This is a genomic window from Polaromonas sp. SP1 (genome assembly GCF_003711205.1).
Lineage (GTDB): Bacteria > Pseudomonadota > Gammaproteobacteria > Burkholderiales > Burkholderiaceae_C > Polaromonas.
The window spans coordinates 2510289-2526424 of record NZ_CP031013.1 but is presented as its reverse complement, the minus strand read 5'-3'; the positions used below and the strand labels follow the sequence as shown (position 1 = coordinate 2526424).

The following is a 16136-nucleotide window of genomic DNA, read 5'->3' as shown; positions in this document are numbered from 1 at the left end:
CCCAAGGAGAAGGAAACGTGAGCCACAACATGAAAAAAGCCGCTCTGGCACTGATCGCGGCGGTCTCGCTGCACGCCCATGCACTGCAAATCATCAGTCTCTCGCCGCAGGGCGAAATCGCCCGTGTGCGGCAGCTGGTGGCCAAGTTCGATGAGGGTGCCGTCAATTTCGGCGACCCCAAAGCGCCCGCCCCACTCTCGCTGAGTTGCAGCGACGCGCAAGCCACCAAGGGTTCGGGCCGCTGGATCAGCGAGCGCGAATGGGCTTTTGAATTTGAAAACGACCTGCCGCCCGGCGTGAGCTGCACGGTCAATGTGGTCAGCACCTTCCAGTCGCCCAAAAGCCAGCCCGTCAGCGGCAAGGCCAGCTACAAGTTCAACACCGGCGGCCCCTTTGTCCAGAACGTGCGCCCGGGCAGCTACCAGCGCATTGACGAAGATCAGTATTTCCTGCTGCAGCTCAACGGCGCGGCCACGGCGCAAAGCATCCGCGAAAACGTCTGGTGCAATGTCGAAGGCCTGGGCGAGCGCGTGCCCGTCAAGCTGATTGAGGGCAAGGAGCGTGACGAGCTGCTCAAGTCCCAAAACCTGGACAAGGCCGCAGCCAAAGACCCGCTGCGTTATGTCACGCTGACCTGCAACCGCCGCCTGACGTCCGCAGCCAAGGTGCAACTGGTGTACGGCAAGGGCGTGGCCACGCCCAGCGGCATCGCCAATTCGGTCGAGAAGCGCTACAACTTCCAGGTGCGCGAGCCGTTCTCTGCCAGCTTTAACTGCGAACGTGAAAACGCCCAGGCCGCCTGCCTGCCGATGCGCCCCATGAGCCTGAACTTCAACGCGCCCGTGCCGCGCAAGGTGGCCGAGGCGATCCGCCTCAAGGGTGACAAAGACACGCTCAAACCAACGTTTGAAGAAGGCAGCGCCGACGGCGACAACGTGGTCACCGGTGTGACCTTCAAACCCATCTTCCCCGAACAAGCCCAATTCACGATCGAGCTGCCCAGGGACTTCAAGGATGCCTCGGGCCGCACGCTGCGCAACGCCGAGAACTTTCCGCTGAAGGTGGCCACGGGCGCGATGCCGCCGCTGGCCAAGTTCGCTGCCTCGCCCTTCGGCATCGTTGAGCGCTATGCCGAGCCCAACACCAAGCCGGGCGACCCGGCCCTGCTGCCCGTCACCCTGCGCAATGTGGAAGCCCAATTGCCGATCAAGGGCCTTACACCTGGTTTGCCCGGCGCCGCCCCGGCCGGCAAGGTCAGCGACCTGCAGCCCCGCACCGACGCCGACATCATTGCCTGGTTCCGCAAGGTGCAGCGTTATGACGAGTACCAGGTCTCCCGTAAGGCGGCCGCAGCCGACGTGAAAGGCCCCTTGCCAAAGCCGCTGGACCAGGACAAGGACTATGTGCAGTCGCGCATGGTGTCGCTGCTGGGCGGCCAGCCCGGCGTGAAGACGCTGGACTTGCCCAAACCGGTGAGCAATGACCCGCGGCCGTTTGAGGTTGTCGGCATTCCGCTGGCGCCCGGCTTTCATGTGGTCGAAATCGCTTCACAAAAACTCGGCGGCTCGCTGCTCGATGAGCGCCACGGCAACAGCCGGACCATGTATGTGCGCACCTCGGCGCTGGTCACCAACATCGGCGTGCACTTCAAGCTGGGCCGCGAGAACTCGCTGGCCTGGGTCACCACGCTGGACAAAGGCACGCCGGTGGCGGGCGCCACGGTGCGTGTTTCCAGCTGCAGCGGCGCCGAGGTGGCCAAGGCCGTGACCAACGCACAGGGCATTGCCAACTTCGCCGGCCTGTCGTCAGAGCCGCCGCGCTGCTCGGGCGAGGACTACCGCAACGCCTACTTTGTCAGTGCACGCAGCACCGTGGCCGGGGTAGAAGACCTGGCCTTCTCCTGGAGCGACTGGCACAAGGGCATTGAGCCCTGGCGCTTTAATGTGCCGACCAGCCGCGACGCCATGCCCGACGCCGTAGCCCACACGATTTTTGACCGCACACTGTTCCGCGCCGGCGAAACCGTGTCGATGAAACACCTGCTGCGCACCGAGACCAGCAAGGGCTTTGGCCTGCCGGACGTCGCACCTGCCACCTTCGTCGTCACCCACGTGGGCAGCGGCCAGCAATACACCCAGCCCATCGCCTGGCGCAAGACGGCCACCGGCGGGCAAAGCGCCGAGAACACTTTTGCCATTCCGCCGGCGGCCAAGCTGGGCGTGTATGAGGTGCAGCTCAAAGGCGGCGGCGACAGCGGCAATGAGGGCCGGGGCGGCCGCAACCGCAGCTTTGCCAGCGGGCAGTTCCGCGTCGAAGAGTTCCGCCTGCCGGTGCTCGAAGGCCGCATCAGCCCGTCCGAGAAAAAAGCCCTGGTCAATGTGCAGGCTGTGCCCACTGACGTGCAGATCAACTACGTCTCGGGCGGCGGCGCCGTCAACCTGCCGGTACGCGTGTCGGCCCTGGTGCGCGCCAAAAACCTGAGCTACAGCGACTTCGAGGAATTCAACTTCAATCCGCCGCGCATCAACCGCGACCAGGCGGCCCGATCAGACGATGAAGAGGCCACTTCCTCGCAAGACCAGCGCGTCATCGCCGACAAGCTGCCGCTGACGCTGGACCGCAACGGCGCGGGCAAGCTCACCATCAACGACATCCCCGTACACAAGCAGCCGCAAGAGCTGCTGATGGAAGCCACCTACGCCGACCCGAACGGCGAGGTACAGACCATCCGCAGTGTCTCGACCGTCTGGCCGGCCGCTGTGGTGGCCGGCATCAAGACCGAAGGCTGGGTGTCGAGCAGCCAGAAGATCAAGTTCCAGGCGCTGGCGCTGGACCTGACGGGCAAGATCGCCCCAGGCGTATCGCTCGAGGTGAAGGCCGTGGCGCGCATCACCACCACCAGCCGCAAGCGCATGGTGGGCGGCTTCTACACCTACGACAACAAGACCGAGACCAAAGACCTCGGCAGCGTCTGCAGCGGCAAGAGCGACTCGCGCGGCCTGCTGCTGTGCGAAACCAAGCTCGGCGAGCCGGGCGAGGTCGAACTGATCGTGACGGCCAAAGACAAGGACGGCAACACCATCCAGGCCGCCGGCAATGTGTACGTCACGCGCCAGGGCGAGCTCTGGTTCGGCGGTGAAGACCATGACCGCATGGACGTGCTGCCTGAAAAGAAGAGCTACCAGCCCGGCGAGATGGCCAAGTTCCAGGTGCGCATGCCCTTCCGTTTTGCCACCGCGCTGGTGGCGATTGAACGCGAAGGCATCATCGAAACGCAGGTGGTGCAGCTCAACGGCCAGGACCCGACCATCAACCTGCAAATCAAGGAAGGCTGGGGCCCGAACGTGTATGTCAGCGTGCTGGCCCTGCGCGGCCGCCTGCGTGAAGTGCCCTGGTACAGCTTCTTCACCTGGGGCTACAAGGCGCCGCGTGAATGGTGGACCTCCTTCTGGTACGAAGGCCGCGAATACGTGGCGCCCACCGCGCTGGTGGACTTGAGCAAACCCGCCTTCCGCCTGGGCCTGGCCGAAATCCGCGTGGGCACCAAGGCACACCAGCTCGACGTGAGCGTGAAGGCCGACAAAGAAAGCTACGCCGTGCGCGGCCAGGCCAAGGTGACCATCACCGCCAGGCTGCCCAACGGCCAGCCTGCCGCCAATGCGGAAGTGGCGCTGGCTGCCGTGGACCAGGCCCTGCTGGAGCTGATGCCCAACGACAGCTGGAATTTGCTGGACGCCATGCTGCGGCGCCGGTCATGGGGTGTGGAAACTTCGACCGCGCAGATGGAAATCATCGGCCGCAGGCACTATGGCCGCAAGGCCGTGGCGGCCGGCGGCGGCGGCGGGCGCAGCAACACGCGTGAGCTGCTCGAAACCCTGCTGCTGTGGAACCCCAACATCGTGCTGGACGCCAACGGCCAGGCGGTGGTGACGGTGCCGCTCAATGACGCACTGACCACCTTCAAGATCGTGGCAGTGGCCGACAGCGGCACCAACCTCTTCGGCACCGGCCAGACCAGCATCAAGGCCACGCAAGACCTGCAGATCATCAGCGGCCTGCCGCCGCTGGTGCGCGAGGACGACCAGTTCCGCGCGCAGATCACGGTACGCAACACCACCAAGGCCGCGATGAAAGTGGAAGTGAGCCCGCGCGCCACGCTGCTCGATTTGAAGCCGCAAACGGTGGACATCCCTGCCGGTGAAGCACGCGAAGTGGCCTGGATGGTCACGGCACCGGCGCAACTTGCACTGACGCGTGCCGAGGCCATCCTGTGGGAGATCGAAGCCAAAGACACCATCAGCGGCGCGCGCGACGGCCTGAAAGCCCGCCAGCGCATCATCCCGGCTGTGCCCCTGACGGTGCAGCAGGCCACGCTGATGCAAGTCGACGGCACTTTCACGATCGACGTGAACCCGCCGGCCGACGCCCTGCCTGGCCGTGGTGGCCTGAAGATGTCGCTGCAGCCCAAGCTGGCCGAAGGCATGGACGGCGTGCGCGACTGGTTTGCCAACTACCCCTTTATCTGCCTGGAACAAAAGACCAGCAAATCCGTTGGCCTGCGGGACGGCAAACTGTGGCAAAACGTGCTGGCGCAACTGCCCAGCTACCTTGATAGCGACGGCCTGGCCAACTACTTCCCGCCGCGCGACGGTGAAGCCAGCCGCGGCAGCGATGCATTGACGGCCTACCTGCTGGCCGCCACGCATGAGGCCTCGGGCATCAACCCGGCCTTTGCCCTGCCCGACGATGCACGCGCGCCCATGGAGCGCGGCCTGATCGCGTTTGTGGAAGGCCGCATCCAGCGCGAGTTCTGGAGCCCGCGCAAAGACCTGGACGTGCGCAAGCTGGCCGCGCTGGAGGCGCTCTCGCGCTACGGCAAGGCGCAAGGCCGCATGCTGGGCAGCATCACGATCGCGCCCAACCAATGGCCCACGCACGCGGTGATCGACTGGCTCAACATCCTCAAACGCGTGGCCGACGTGCCGCAGCGCGAGCAGCGCATCGCCGAAGCCAACCAGGTGCTGCGTTCACGCCTGTCCTTTCAGGGCACCAAGCTGATCTTCAGCACCGAGAAGGATGATTACTGGTGGTGGCTGATGACCAATGGCGACGTCAACACCGCGCGCCTGATGCTGGCCGTGATGGACGACCCGGCCTGGAAGGACGACATGGGGCGCCTCGCCAACGGCTTTATCGCACGCCAGCAAAAGGGCGCGTGGCACACCACCACCGCCAACCTGTGGGGCGGCCTGGCGCTGGACAAGTTCTCCGCCAAGTTTGAAGCCACGCCCGTCGCCGGCGTGACCAAGGCAACGCTGGCCGCCGCTGCCGCCAGTGTGGCAAGCGTGGACTGGGCCAAAGTCGACCGCGTCAAAACCACCGACGCAGCCGGCGCCCCCAACCAGACCACCTTCTTTGGCGCACCAGCCTCGCCCGGCAACCTGCGCAACAACAGCATGTTCCTGCCTTGGGGAAGCGCGGCCAAAGACACGCTGACAGTGACGCATCAAGGTGCTGGCAAACCCTGGCTCACGCTGCAGTCCATCGCGGCGATCCAGCTGAAGGCACCGTTCAACGCCGGCTACCAGATCAAGAAGACCATCACGCCGGTGGAGCAGGCCGTCAAAGGCATCTACACGCGCGGCGATGTGATTCGCATCTCGCTGGAAGTGAATGCCAGCGCCGACATGACCTGGGTCGTCATCAGCGACCCGGTGCCCGGCGGCGCCACCATCCTGGGCGGCGGCCTGGGCCGTGACTCCGAAATCGCCACCAGCGGCGAAAAGAAAACCGGCACGGGCTGGCCCGCGTTTGAAGAACGCAGCTTCGAAGCCTTCCGCAGCTATTACGAATACCTGCCCAAAGGCGTGGTGAAGATGGAATACACCGTGCGCCTGAACAACGTCGGCGACTTCGCGCTGCCGCCCAGCCGGGTGGAGGCGATGTACGCGCCCGAGATGTTTGGCGAGGCGCCGAATGCGCGGGTGAAGGTGGAGGCGGCGAAGTGAGAGTACGCCTTGCCAGGACAAGCCTTTTCGCTATATTTTTGATAGCTGCTTGCGCACGTCCTGCCTGGGCTGTAGCCACTTTTGATGAAGTAAAACGCGACTACCGCCCCTCCGACACCCTCGTCCTCGACCGCAGCGGCGAAGTCATCCAGCGCCTGCGCACCGACAGCGCCGTGCGGCGTGGCCAATGGGTGGCGCTGCCGGATGTCTCGCCTGCCCTGCGCACGGCGCTGGTGCTGAGTGAAGACAAACGTTTTTACGAACACAGTGGCGTGGACTGGCGGGCTGTGTCGGCCGCGGCTTGGGGCAATTTGTGGAACACCAAAACCCGTGGCGCCTCGACCCTGAGCATGCAATTGGCCGGTTTGCTCGATGAAGACTGGCGTGCGGGCGCGGGTGGTCGCAGCATTGTGCAGAAGGTCGGCCAGACCGTGTCGGCCCAGGTGCTGGAAGCGCGCTGGCGCAAGGACCAGATTCTGGAGGCGTATCTCAACCTCGTGCCGTTTCGCGGCGAGATGGTGGGCATTGATGCGCTGAGCCGCACGCTGTTTGGCAAGGCCGCGCACGGGCTGGACGAGCGCGAGGCGGCGATTGCGGCGGCGCTGGTGCGAGCGCCCAACGCCAAGGCCGCGCAGGTATCACAGCGGGCTTGCGGTGTGCTCAAAACCATGCAGGCACCGGCCAAGGCCGATTGCGAGGGGCTGGATTTGTATGCAGCGGCCGCGTTGCAGCGCAGGGCCTTTGATGCGAGTGAAGGGGTGGCACCGCATTTGGCGCGCAGGCTGGTGGCAGCGCAAACAGCACAGACTGCAGGAACCAAAGGCGGCCCCAACGCACCGCGTACCCTCACATCCACCGCACGTGCGCCGCTGCAACGCTTCGCCGTACAAACGCTACAGCAGCAACTGCGCGAACTGCGCGGCCGCCACGTCGAAGACGGCGCCGTCGTGGTGCTGGACAACGCCACCGGCGAGGTACTCGCCTGGGTCGGCTCGTCAGGCGAACTCAGCGGCGCAGCCGAGGTCGACGGCGTGATGGCGCTGCGCCAGCCGGGCTCTACGCTCAAACCCTTTTTGTACGCCCAGGCGATTGCCGAAAAGCGCATCACCGCCGCCTCTTTGCTGGAAGACTCTTCGTCGCAGATCCAGACGGCCGGTGGCCTCTACATTCCGCAAAACTACGACCGGCAGTTCAAGGGCCTGGTGTCGGCGCGCACCGCACTGGGCGCTTCGCTTAACGTGCCCGCCGTACGCACGCTGGTAATGGTGTCGCCCGACGCGTTCCACCGCCAGCTCAAGGCCGTCGGCCTGCCGCTGAAGGAGTCGGGCGACTACTACGGCTACAGCCTGGCGCTGGGCAGCAGTGAGGTGTCCTTGCTGTCGCTGGCCAACGCCTACCGCACGCTGGCCAACGGCGGGCGCTACAGCGCGCCTTCGCTGGCGAAGAACCCGAAACCTGTCTTCACGCCGGCGCTGGATGCGCGCGCCGCCTTTATCGCCACCGACATCATGGCCGACCCGATGGCGCGCGCCCGCACCTTCGGCACCGACAGCATCCTGGCGACCCGCTTCTGGACGGCCGTGAAAACCGGCACCAGCAAAGACATGCGCGACAACTGGGCCATGGGTTTCTCACAGCGCTACACCGTGGGCGTGTGGGTGGGTAACGCCAGCGGCGCGCCGATGTGGGACGTGAGCGGCACCAGCGGCGCAGCGCCCATCTGGGCAGCCGTGATGAATTACCTCCACAAAACCGAACGCAGCCGCGCGCCCGCGCCGCCCGCCGGCCTGGTGCAAAGCCGCACGCAATTCGGCAACCAGGGCGCCCAGCCGCTCGAGGCGGCGCGCAGCGAGTGGTTCCTGCAGGGCACCGAGCAAACGGTTTTTGCTATCAATTCAGGAGCAGAAACCCAAGGCGCCACCTTGGCTAGAGGCCAAAAATCCTCAAGAAAACCGGCTGCCGAGCCCGACGCCCCGCCCCGCATCACCGCCCCCGCCTCGGGCACCATCATTGCGCTGGACCCGGACATCCCGCCCAAACACCAGCGCGTGAGCTTCAGCGCTGAGGGCCGCGGCACCCGCTGGCTGATGGACGGCAAGGAGTTTGCCCGCGGCCCGCAGGCGCAGTGGATGCCCTGGCCGGGCCGGCATGTGGTGCAACTGGTCGATGCCGGTGGCAAGGTGGCCGACGAGATCAAGCTGGAAGTGCGCGGCGCCGGTGTGCGGGAGGCCAGTGTGCGTGGCAGCGGAGCGGCCGTCCGTTGACCTGCACAAGCCCGACCATACAGCGCCTTTTCAGGACTCTGGCTTTGCTAGGGGCCGCGCTGTGCGTGCTGGCGAGCGCTGCGATGGCCGCACCCGTGCCCGTGCCGCCCTACAGCGCGCGCGTGCTCGACACCACCGGCACACTGAGCGCAGCACAGGCCGCAGCCTTGAACGAACAGATCCTGGCACTCGAGGCCGACACGCGCACGGCGGTGGCCGTCTTCATGCTGCCGACCACCGGCGAAGACGCCATCGAGGAATACGCCACGCGCGTGTTCGAGAAATGGAAACCCGGCGACAGCCAGCGCGACGACGGCATCCTGATCCTGGTGGCGCTGGAGGACAAGCGCATGCGCATCGAAGTGGGCCAGGGCCTGGAAGGCACCGTGCCCGACGTGCTGGCGGGCCGCATCATTGACCAGGACATGAAGCCGCGCTTTCAGGCCAAGGACTATGCCGGCGGGCTGGAAGCGGCTATCAGCCGCATCGGCGCCCTGGTGCGTGGCGATGTGCCACCGATCGAGCCGCGCAATGGCTACGTCACGGCTTTTGGCTGGGCGTTTTTTGCTGCGATGCTGTGGGGTTTTGGGGTGGGCGTACTTCGCGCGCGCTACCCCTGGAAGTGGCCGGTGACGGTGGGCGTGCTCGCCGCCATGCCTATAGTGGCTGGGATTGTCCTGAGGGACCCTGTCATGGGGTTGGTTCTATTTTCTTTCCCGGCTCCGTTGATGTTTGCGTGGGGCTTCTGCTGTGGCCGCTTTCGCTCGGTGCGGCTTGCTACGGCGGGTTTTGTGGTTGTGGTCGCTCTTCTGGTCGGCATTGCGTATGAGGTGGGCGCCGAGAAGGTCGGCCTGGGCTTGCTCTACGCCGCAGGGGGCGGCATCGCCTGCCTGCTGCTCGGCCTGATTGGCATGGGGATCCGCATGGCCGGCCAACGAAGCCTGGTGGAGCTCGGCGTGCGCAGCGCACTGGTGGCCGGCGTCGTGGGGTATGTGGCGTTTCAAAACCCGCCAGACCTGCTTTTCACTGACTGGGAATCCTGGCTGCCGACAGGCCTGGCATTCGGGCTGGCGATGCTGTTCGGCTTCTTCCCGGGCGGCGTCAGCGGCAGCAGCGGGCGCGGCGGTAGCAGCTCATCGGGCAGCAGTTCCAGCTCAAGCTCCAGTTACAGCAGCCGCAGTTCGTCGGGCGGCTCCAGCAGCGGCGGCGGCTCTTCAGGCAGTTGGTAGGAGTCGAGCCGTGCCGTGGCCGCAGCGGCCAGATTGAAATAATTTGTGGCCCGCCAAAATTTATTCAATCGCCGGCTAGCCCAAACCCTTAGGATTGGGAACCTAGGAGACAAGCACCGTGCCCGTGATCACCAATATCGAAGACCTGCGCGTTCTGGCCAAAAAGCGGGTGCCCCGCATGTTTTACGACTACGCCGACTCCGGCTCGTGGACGGAAAGCACCTACCGCGCCAACGAAAGCGATTTCCAGAAGATCAAGCTGCGCCAGCGCGTGGCCGTCAACATGGAAAACCGCAGCACGGCCACCACCATGATCGGCCAGCCGGTGGCCATGCCGGTGGCGATCGCACCCACGGGCCTGACGGGCATGCAACACGCCGACGGCGAAATTTTGGGCGCACGCGCAGCCAAAAAATTCGGCATCCCCTTCACGCTGTCGACCATGAGCATCTGCTCCATCGAAGACGTGGCCGCCGGCACCGACCGCCACCCCTTCTGGTTCCAGCTTTACGTGATGAAAGACCGCGCCTTTATCGAAGCGCTGATCGACCGCGCCAAGGCCGCCAACTGCTCGGCGCTGGTGCTCACGCTCGATTTGCAGATCCTCGGCCAGCGCCACAAGGATTTGAAGAACGGCCTGAGCGCGCCGCCCAAGCCCACCCTTTCAACCATCCTCAACCTGATGACCAAACCGCGCTGGGGCCTGGGCATGCTGGGCACCCAACGCCACGGCTTCGGCAACATCGTCGGCCACGTCAAGGGCGTCGAAAACATGGGCTCGCTGTCACAGTGGACAGCCAAGCAGTTTGACCCGGCCCTGAACTGGGGTGACGTGGAATGGATCAAGAAGCGCTGGGGCGGCAAGCTGATCCTCAAGGGCATCCAGGACGTGGAAGACGCCAAACTCGCCGTCAACTCAGGCGCGGATGCGCTGGTCGTTTCCAACCACGGCGGCCGCCAGCTCGACGGCGCAATGTCCTCCATCTCGTGCCTGCCCGAAATCGTGGCCGCCGTCGGCAACCAGATCGAAGTCCACATGGACGGCGGCATCCGCTCCGGCCAGGACGCACTCAAAGCGATCGCCCTCGGCGCCAAAGGCACTTACATCGGCCGCGCTTTCCTCTACGGCCTGGGCGCCATGGGCGAAGAAGGCGTCACCAAAGCGCTGGAGATCATCCACAAAGAACTGGACCTGACCATGGCCTTTTGCGGGCGCACCGACATCAAGTCGGTGGACACCAGCATTTTTGTGCCGGGGACTTACTGAGCCTGGCCGTCCTGCAGCAGGACGCGCTGCGGCAATCACAGCCAGACTCCGCGCTTACGCCTTGGTGTGCCTTTGGAAAAACGCCACCATCGCGCGCGAGGCGTTCGGGCCCTTGGGGTCCGTGAACGACCCGCTGGCATGGCCACCCGCCCAGGCATGAGGCCCGGCGTCAATCGCCCAGGACTCGACGATGGGTTTTCCTGTCCCGTCTGACCATACGGTGGCGGTTGACAGCCGCTGGCCCGCGGCCTCTATGGCCTTCTCGTTTTGGGCCAACGCAGATCCTTTCGATGACCACGCCGCGAGTTCGGATTGAATGATGGCGTCTGCATTCGACTGCGCTACGGTGGAATCGCCCGAGCCCTGGAAGATGATCACGGGGATACCGATGGCCGCCGTTTTTGCGCGAGGCCCCGGGCCTTTCGACATGGCGGAGAAAGCGGACGCAACGCTGTGCGCAGCGCCCGGGGCCAGACCGGAGTGGACGCCGACCGCCGCGTAAATCTCCGGATAGAGCTGCCCCATGAGAGCGGCCATCGCGGCGCCGGCGGACAACCCGGCAACGTAGATTCTTGCCGGGTCCACGCCGTGGGTAGAAGCCACCTGCCTTGTCAGCGCAGCAATCATGGCGGGCTCACCCTGGCCCCGGGACTGATGGGCGGGATCAAACCAGTTCCAGCACCCCATGCTGTTGGCCGTGCGGGGCTGCTCCGGATACAGGACCATGAATTTTTCGCGTTCAGCGATTTCGTTCATCGCTGTCCCGTTGGCGAAATCTGCCGAATCCTGTTTGCACCCATGAAGCATCACCACCAGGGGGATGGGGGAGTCGTCGACCCTTGCAGGAACAAACAGGCGGTAGGCGTACCGGGTCTGCCCCTGTTCAAAAACGTGAAGGTCAAATGAGGACGGGCCACGTGAAGGCCGGGTGGGTGCCTCGGTTTCCGGCGTGTGGCGCACCGTCTCGCGAAACGCCACGTCAGTGGCGTTTTCATCGGCATGCGCCGGCGTGAACACGCGCGGGGTTTGCACGGGTGATTCAAGCGTCTCACGATAGACAGCGGCTTGCGCCGGGCGAGGACTGGTCTGGGGGCGAAAGCCCAGGCCTTGCTGGATGGCGCGCGTCGCCTCCATCAATTTGCCCTGGGTCGTCAGGGCTTTGGCTTTGGCCAGAAAGTCAGGAAAGAGTGCCATCAATGCTCCATTTATGTTGCATTGCAGCATATTGGGCACGGTACCGCTTTAGCAATGGGGGCGAAACGTAACTTTGTACCCCTGAACCAACCCATCAGCCTGCACAAGGCCGCATGGAGCGCCTGCCTTTGGCGCCGGTCACGGCGATCACGCCGTCTGCAGCTGCGCCCGCCGCCATGCCCCGGGCGGCATCTCCGTCGCGCGCTTGAAAGCGCGTGAGAACGCCGCCTCCGAGTCATACCCCACTTCAAGCGCCACCGCGGCAACGCTGGCATGGCCTTCGCGCAGCAGGCGTGCGCCGCATTGCATGCGCCAGTTGGTCAGGTACTGCATGGGCGCCAGGCCCGTCAGTGCAACAAAGCGTTCGTGCAGGGCTGAGCGCGAGATGCCGGCGCGCTGGCCGAGTTCTTCCAGCGTCCAGGGCTCGGCGGGGTGGCTGTGCATCAGCGTGATGGCGCGGCCGACCTGGCGGTCGCGCAGGGCACCCAGCCAGCCTTGTGCCTCCTCCGGCAGCGAGTCCAGGTAGCGCCGGGCGCCGTCGACAAACACCATCTCGCTGACGCGCTGCAACAGCGCCGCGCGGCCGGGGCGGCGCTCAAGGGATTCGGAGGCAGCCTGTTGAAGCATGGGCGCCACCCAGTCGCCAACGGCTTCAGCGGACAGGTGCAGCAGCTTGGGCAAGGCATTGATCAGCGGGTTAAAGGGCTTCAGGTCGCACGCGATAAAGCCACACAGGATGACCGTACTCGCATCATCGGGCGGCAGCCCGGTGCCTGCCTCGAACATGCCGCCGCGGTAGGTGATGGGAATGGGTTTCGGGTCGTCGCGCATCCTGAAGAGCCAGTCGCCTTCAGGCGCCGGCTCCACGCCGGGCGCGCTGGAGACCACATGCGCATTGCCGTGCGGCAGCATCACGATGTCTCCTTCCCGCATGCGCAGCGGGGGCTCGCCGTCCACGGCCACCCAGCCCTCGCCCTTGACGAAGAGGTGGTACTCGATGACGTGCTCGGCCCCGGGCATCAAGATGGGGGCCATCTCGTTTGAATGGGGCGCGTAGGCCGACCACTGGTCGCGGCAGCTGACGTGGAAGAAAACCGAGCCGCGCAGTCGCACGCTGCGCAGCACGTCGGAAAGCGGGTCCAGCTCGCTCATGGCATTAATACCGCCCGGCGGCGGACTTTCGGTCAAGCCGCGGCGACAACGGGTGAAGCGGCAAAAGGCGCTGCTGCCGATCATTGGCATACCGGCAAACGATATGCCGGCATTCATTCCATTCAGACTTAAATCCAAAGGTACTCAACATGACATCCATCACTGCCACCCCCGAAAAAACGGCCGCTGCGCCGGACTACGCCGCCATCAAGCAGCGCCAGCAGGCCACCTGGGCCAGCGGGGATTACACCATCGTCGGCACCACGCTGCAAATCGTGGGCGAGACACTCGCTGAAGCCGTCGACGTGCGATCCGGTGAGCGCGTGCTCGACGTGGCCGCCGGCAACGGCAACGCCACGCTGGCCGCGGCGCGCCGCTTTGCCGACGTGACCTCGACCGACTATGTGCAGGCCCTGCTGGACAAGGGCCGCGGCCGCGCCAGGGCCGAAGGCCTGGACGTGCACTTCGAAGTCGCCGACGCCGAAGCGCTGCCCTATGAGGCGGGCAGCTTCGACATAGCGCTGTCGACCTTCGGCGTGATGTTCGCGCCCGACCACGCCAGCGCCGCGCGCGAGCTGATCCGTGTGGTGCGCCCCGGCGGCCGCATTGGCATGGCCAACTGGACGCCTGAGGGATTTATCGGCCGCCTGTTCAAGATCATCGGCACGCACGTGGCGCCGCCCGCAGGCGTGCGCTCGCCGGCGCTCTGGGGCACCGAGGCGCATCTCGTTTCGCTGTTCGGCCCGCGCGCCAAAGACATCCAGGTCAAGCGCAAGATGTTCCACTTCCGCTACCGCTCGGCCGCGCACTTTGTGCAGATCTTTCGCGACTACTACGGCCCGACGCACAAGGCCTTCGGCGCGCTGGATGCGGGCGGGCAGGCAGCGCTGGAGCGCGACATCCTGGCACTGCTCAACGAGCTGGATGTCGGCAAGGGCCGCGGCCTGGTGGTGCCCAGCGAATACGCTGAAACCGTGATCACCGTGGGCTGATGGGGTGAATCCAATGATGAGAAAAATTCCTACCGTTAGCCGTGGTGCGCGTTTCGGGCGTTTTGCACGGCTCCCTCGCACCTTCATGGCGCTCATCGCCTCGGCCCTGGCTGCAGCCGCCACAGGCTGCGCCAGTACCTCCGCGCTGACGCCTGCCGATGAAGTGCCGCTGATGACGCTCGCCGCCCACGGCGTGCAGATCTATGAGTGCCGCGCCGCGCAGGGTGCTGCACCGGCGTGGGCCTTTGTCGCACCCGAGGCCGACCTGTTTGACGGCACCGGACGCCGCATCGGCAAACACGGCGCCGGCCCCTTCTGGCAGCATGAAGACGGCAGCCGCTTTACCGGCACCGTGCGCAGCCGGATGGATTCGCCGCGAGCCGGGGCCATCCCTTGGCTGCTGCTGACGGCGAAGAACGACGGCCCTGCCGGCGCGTTCGCACGCGTCAGCAGCGTGCAGCGGATTGAGACCGTGGGCGGGCAGCCGCCGGCCGATGGCTGCAGTGCTGGCGCGTTGGGCCAGCGCGTGAACATCGCGTACCGGGCTGATTACGTTTTGCACGTACCCCGTCTTTAAGGAGGTTTTCACTGCACGGCATGCAGTGAATTGCAGTCAGGCCTGCATCACCGAGATGGGGCGTGGTCCCTTCTCAGCGCCCTACCTTGGGCCGCGACACCATGTCAACAATGGTCCGTGACAACTCGTCCTTGGCCTCCTCGGCGCTGATCTCATTTGCGGTGGCTGAAAACGACAGCGCTTCGGCCGCGCCCAGCATGGCCCTGAGCCCGGCAAAGCCGACCTGGCCCTGTTCGGCAAAAGGCGCCAGCACCGCGCGGCACTTTTCCATAAAGGCCGCTTCGCATTCGCTTTTGACCAGCTGAAGCTCCGGTGAACTGGCCAGCGCCGAGATCACGCCCGGCAGCTCGCGCCCCTGCGCGACCACGCAGTTCACATAAGACTCGGCAATCACCATGGCACGCCCCGCCAAAGTCTTCTCGCTCGCCTCCAGGGCAACGTCGATGAGGGCAGTCTGGCGGTCGTCAAACTCGCGGTAGAGCGCGGCCAGCAGGCCGTTGCGCGTGGCGAAATGGTCGTACACCACCGGCTTGGTAACGCCGGCGCTCTCGGCCAGGCGGCCCAGCGTCAGCGCGTCGGTGCCCTCCTGGCGCACAAGCTGCCAGGCCACGTCTATCAGCTGGCGGTAACGGTCGTCGCGCAAAAGGCGGCGGCGCTGTGGCGCGGCCGCGCCTGCATCGGATTTCCTGCTCGTCGACATGGTTATGTACTAAAGGTATATAAAGAAAGGCATCCCGGATTCATCGTCTCGCCACTTTCATTTCACCATTCTCGATCAAGGAGCTTTTTGTATGCACGCGCTGATTGTCCTCTCACATCCCAATCCCCAGTCTTTCAGCCACGGCATTGCCGCGCAGGTCGCGCAAGGCGTGGCGATGAATGACAGCGGCCACACGGCCGAGATCGCCGACCTCGCCGCGGAGGGTTTTGACCCGCGCTTTACCCGCAACGACGTTGACGTGAGCAACAAGGAGGCGCTGCCGGCCGATGACGTCATTGCCGAGCAGAAAAGGGTTGACCGCGCAGACTCGCTGGTGCTGGTCTACCCGGTGTACTGGTGGTCCATGCCCGGGCTCCTCAAGGGCTGGATAGACCGCGTGCTCACCAACGGCTGGGCGTACGACTATGGCGCAGACCTCCGGGTGGTAAAGAAGCTGCGGCGCCTGCCTGTTCACCTGGTCGCCCACGGCGCGGCCGATCTGAAAACCTACCAGAAGTACGGCTACCAGGATGCGATGAAGAAACAGATCGACGAAGGAATCTTCGACTACTGCGGCGCCAAGGTGCTGACATCGACGCTTCTGATCGGCCTGGACGATTCAGCACGGGCTGCTGACCTGGAAACCGCGCGGAATGTTGGCCGGGAAATTTTCGAATCCAGCAAGGTTGAAGTGGCAGCCTAGACGGTGGCGCCGGCCTTCACCCGGCTATTGCTATGGTTTTAATAGCTAAC

General features: G+C 65.0%; 10 protein-coding genes. 7 read left to right on the top strand and 3 right to left on the bottom strand.

Annotation, left to right across the window (positions count from 1 at the left end; translation table 11 throughout):
• Window positions 1-29 precede the first annotated feature (29 nt).
• The 4 genes from DT070_RS11925 (at window position 30) to DT070_RS11910 (ending at window position 10768) form a co-directional block, all read left to right on the top strand.
• Window positions 30-6008, top strand: a complete 5979-nt coding sequence (locus DT070_RS11925) for an alpha-2-macroglobulin (RefSeq protein WP_122955594.1) — start codon at window positions 30-32, stop codon at window positions 6006-6008.
• Complete coding sequence (gene pbpC, locus DT070_RS11920) at window positions 6005-8272, top strand: penicillin-binding protein 1C (protein ID WP_122955593.1); 2268 nt, start codon at window positions 6005-6007, stop codon at window positions 8270-8272. The genes DT070_RS11925 and pbpC overlap by 4 nt, the downstream gene beginning before the upstream one ends.
• Before the next feature lie 44 nt (window positions 8273-8316).
• The gene (locus DT070_RS11915) at window positions 8317-9501 is read left to right on the top strand and encodes a YgcG family protein (RefSeq protein ID WP_164483752.1); all 1185 of its coding nucleotides are present in this window, start codon (window positions 8317-8319) and stop codon (window positions 9499-9501) included.
• 118 nt (window positions 9502-9619) lie between these two features.
• The gene (locus DT070_RS11910) at window positions 9620-10768 is read left to right on the top strand and encodes an alpha-hydroxy acid oxidase (RefSeq protein WP_122955591.1); all 1149 of its coding nucleotides are present in this window, start codon (window positions 9620-9622) and stop codon (window positions 10766-10768) included.
• A gap of 54 nt (window positions 10769-10822) precedes the next feature.
• Here the strand turns inward: DT070_RS11910 and DT070_RS11905 are convergent, their stop codons facing one another.
• Window positions 10823-11962 (bottom strand): PHB depolymerase family esterase, encoded by a 1140-nt coding sequence (locus DT070_RS11905; RefSeq protein ID WP_164483751.1) that lies wholly within the window; start codon window positions 11960-11962, stop codon window positions 10823-10825.
• Window positions 11963-12109: 147 nt separating this feature from the next.
• Window positions 12110-13150: an AraC family transcriptional regulator gene (locus DT070_RS11900; protein ID WP_228778510.1), complete on the bottom strand. Its 1041-nt coding sequence runs from the start codon at window positions 13148-13150 to the stop codon at window positions 12110-12112.
• A gap of 113 nt (window positions 13151-13263) precedes the next feature.
• On the opposite strand from DT070_RS11900, the gene DT070_RS11895 reads away from it, so the two are divergent.
• Both DT070_RS11895 and DT070_RS11890 read left to right on the top strand, forming a co-directional pair.
• On the top strand, window positions 13264-14106 hold the full coding sequence (locus DT070_RS11895; RefSeq protein ID WP_122955589.1) for a class I SAM-dependent methyltransferase: 843 nt from the start codon (window positions 13264-13266) through the stop codon (window positions 14104-14106).
• A gap of 85 nt (window positions 14107-14191) precedes the next feature.
• Window positions 14192-14683 (top strand): DUF3455 domain-containing protein, encoded by a 492-nt coding sequence (locus DT070_RS11890; RefSeq protein ID WP_122955588.1) that lies wholly within the window; start codon window positions 14192-14194, stop codon window positions 14681-14683.
• Between the two features lie 73 nt (window positions 14684-14756).
• On the opposite strand, the gene DT070_RS11885 is transcribed toward DT070_RS11890, so the two are convergent.
• A complete protein-coding gene (locus DT070_RS11885; RefSeq protein WP_122955587.1) occupies window positions 14757-15383 on the bottom strand; it encodes a TetR/AcrR family transcriptional regulator in 627 nt (208 codons plus the stop codon).
• Between the two features lie 91 nt (window positions 15384-15474).
• Here DT070_RS11885 and DT070_RS11880 point away from each other — a divergent pair, with 91 nt between their 5' ends.
• Window positions 15475-16086 (top strand): NAD(P)H-dependent oxidoreductase, encoded by a 612-nt coding sequence (locus DT070_RS11880; protein WP_122955586.1) that lies wholly within the window; start codon window positions 15475-15477, stop codon window positions 16084-16086.
• The last annotated feature ends 50 nt before the right edge of the window (window positions 16087-16136 follow it).

Excerpts from the sequence above, each read along its gene's own strand:
- DT070_RS11895 (WP_122955589.1), top strand. The coding sequence starts at position 13,264 with ATGACATCCATCACTGCCACCCCCGAAAAAACGGCCGCTGCGCCGGAC.
- DT070_RS11905 (WP_164483751.1), bottom strand. The coding sequence starts at position 11,962 with ATGGCACTCTTTCCTGACTTTCTGGCCAAAGCCAAAGCCCTGACGACC.
- DT070_RS11885 (WP_122955587.1), bottom strand. The coding sequence starts at position 15,383 with ATGTCGACGAGCAGGAAATCCGATGCAGGCGCGGCCGCGCCACAGCGC.
- DT070_RS11890 (WP_122955588.1), top strand. The coding sequence starts at position 14,192 with ATGGCGCTCATCGCCTCGGCCCTGGCTGCAGCCGCCACAGGCTGCGCC.
- DT070_RS11880 (WP_122955586.1), top strand. The coding sequence starts at position 15,475 with ATGCACGCGCTGATTGTCCTCTCACATCCCAATCCCCAGTCTTTCAGC.
- DT070_RS11925 (WP_122955594.1), top strand. The coding sequence starts at position 30 with ATGAAAAAAGCCGCTCTGGCACTGATCGCGGCGGTCTCGCTGCACGCC.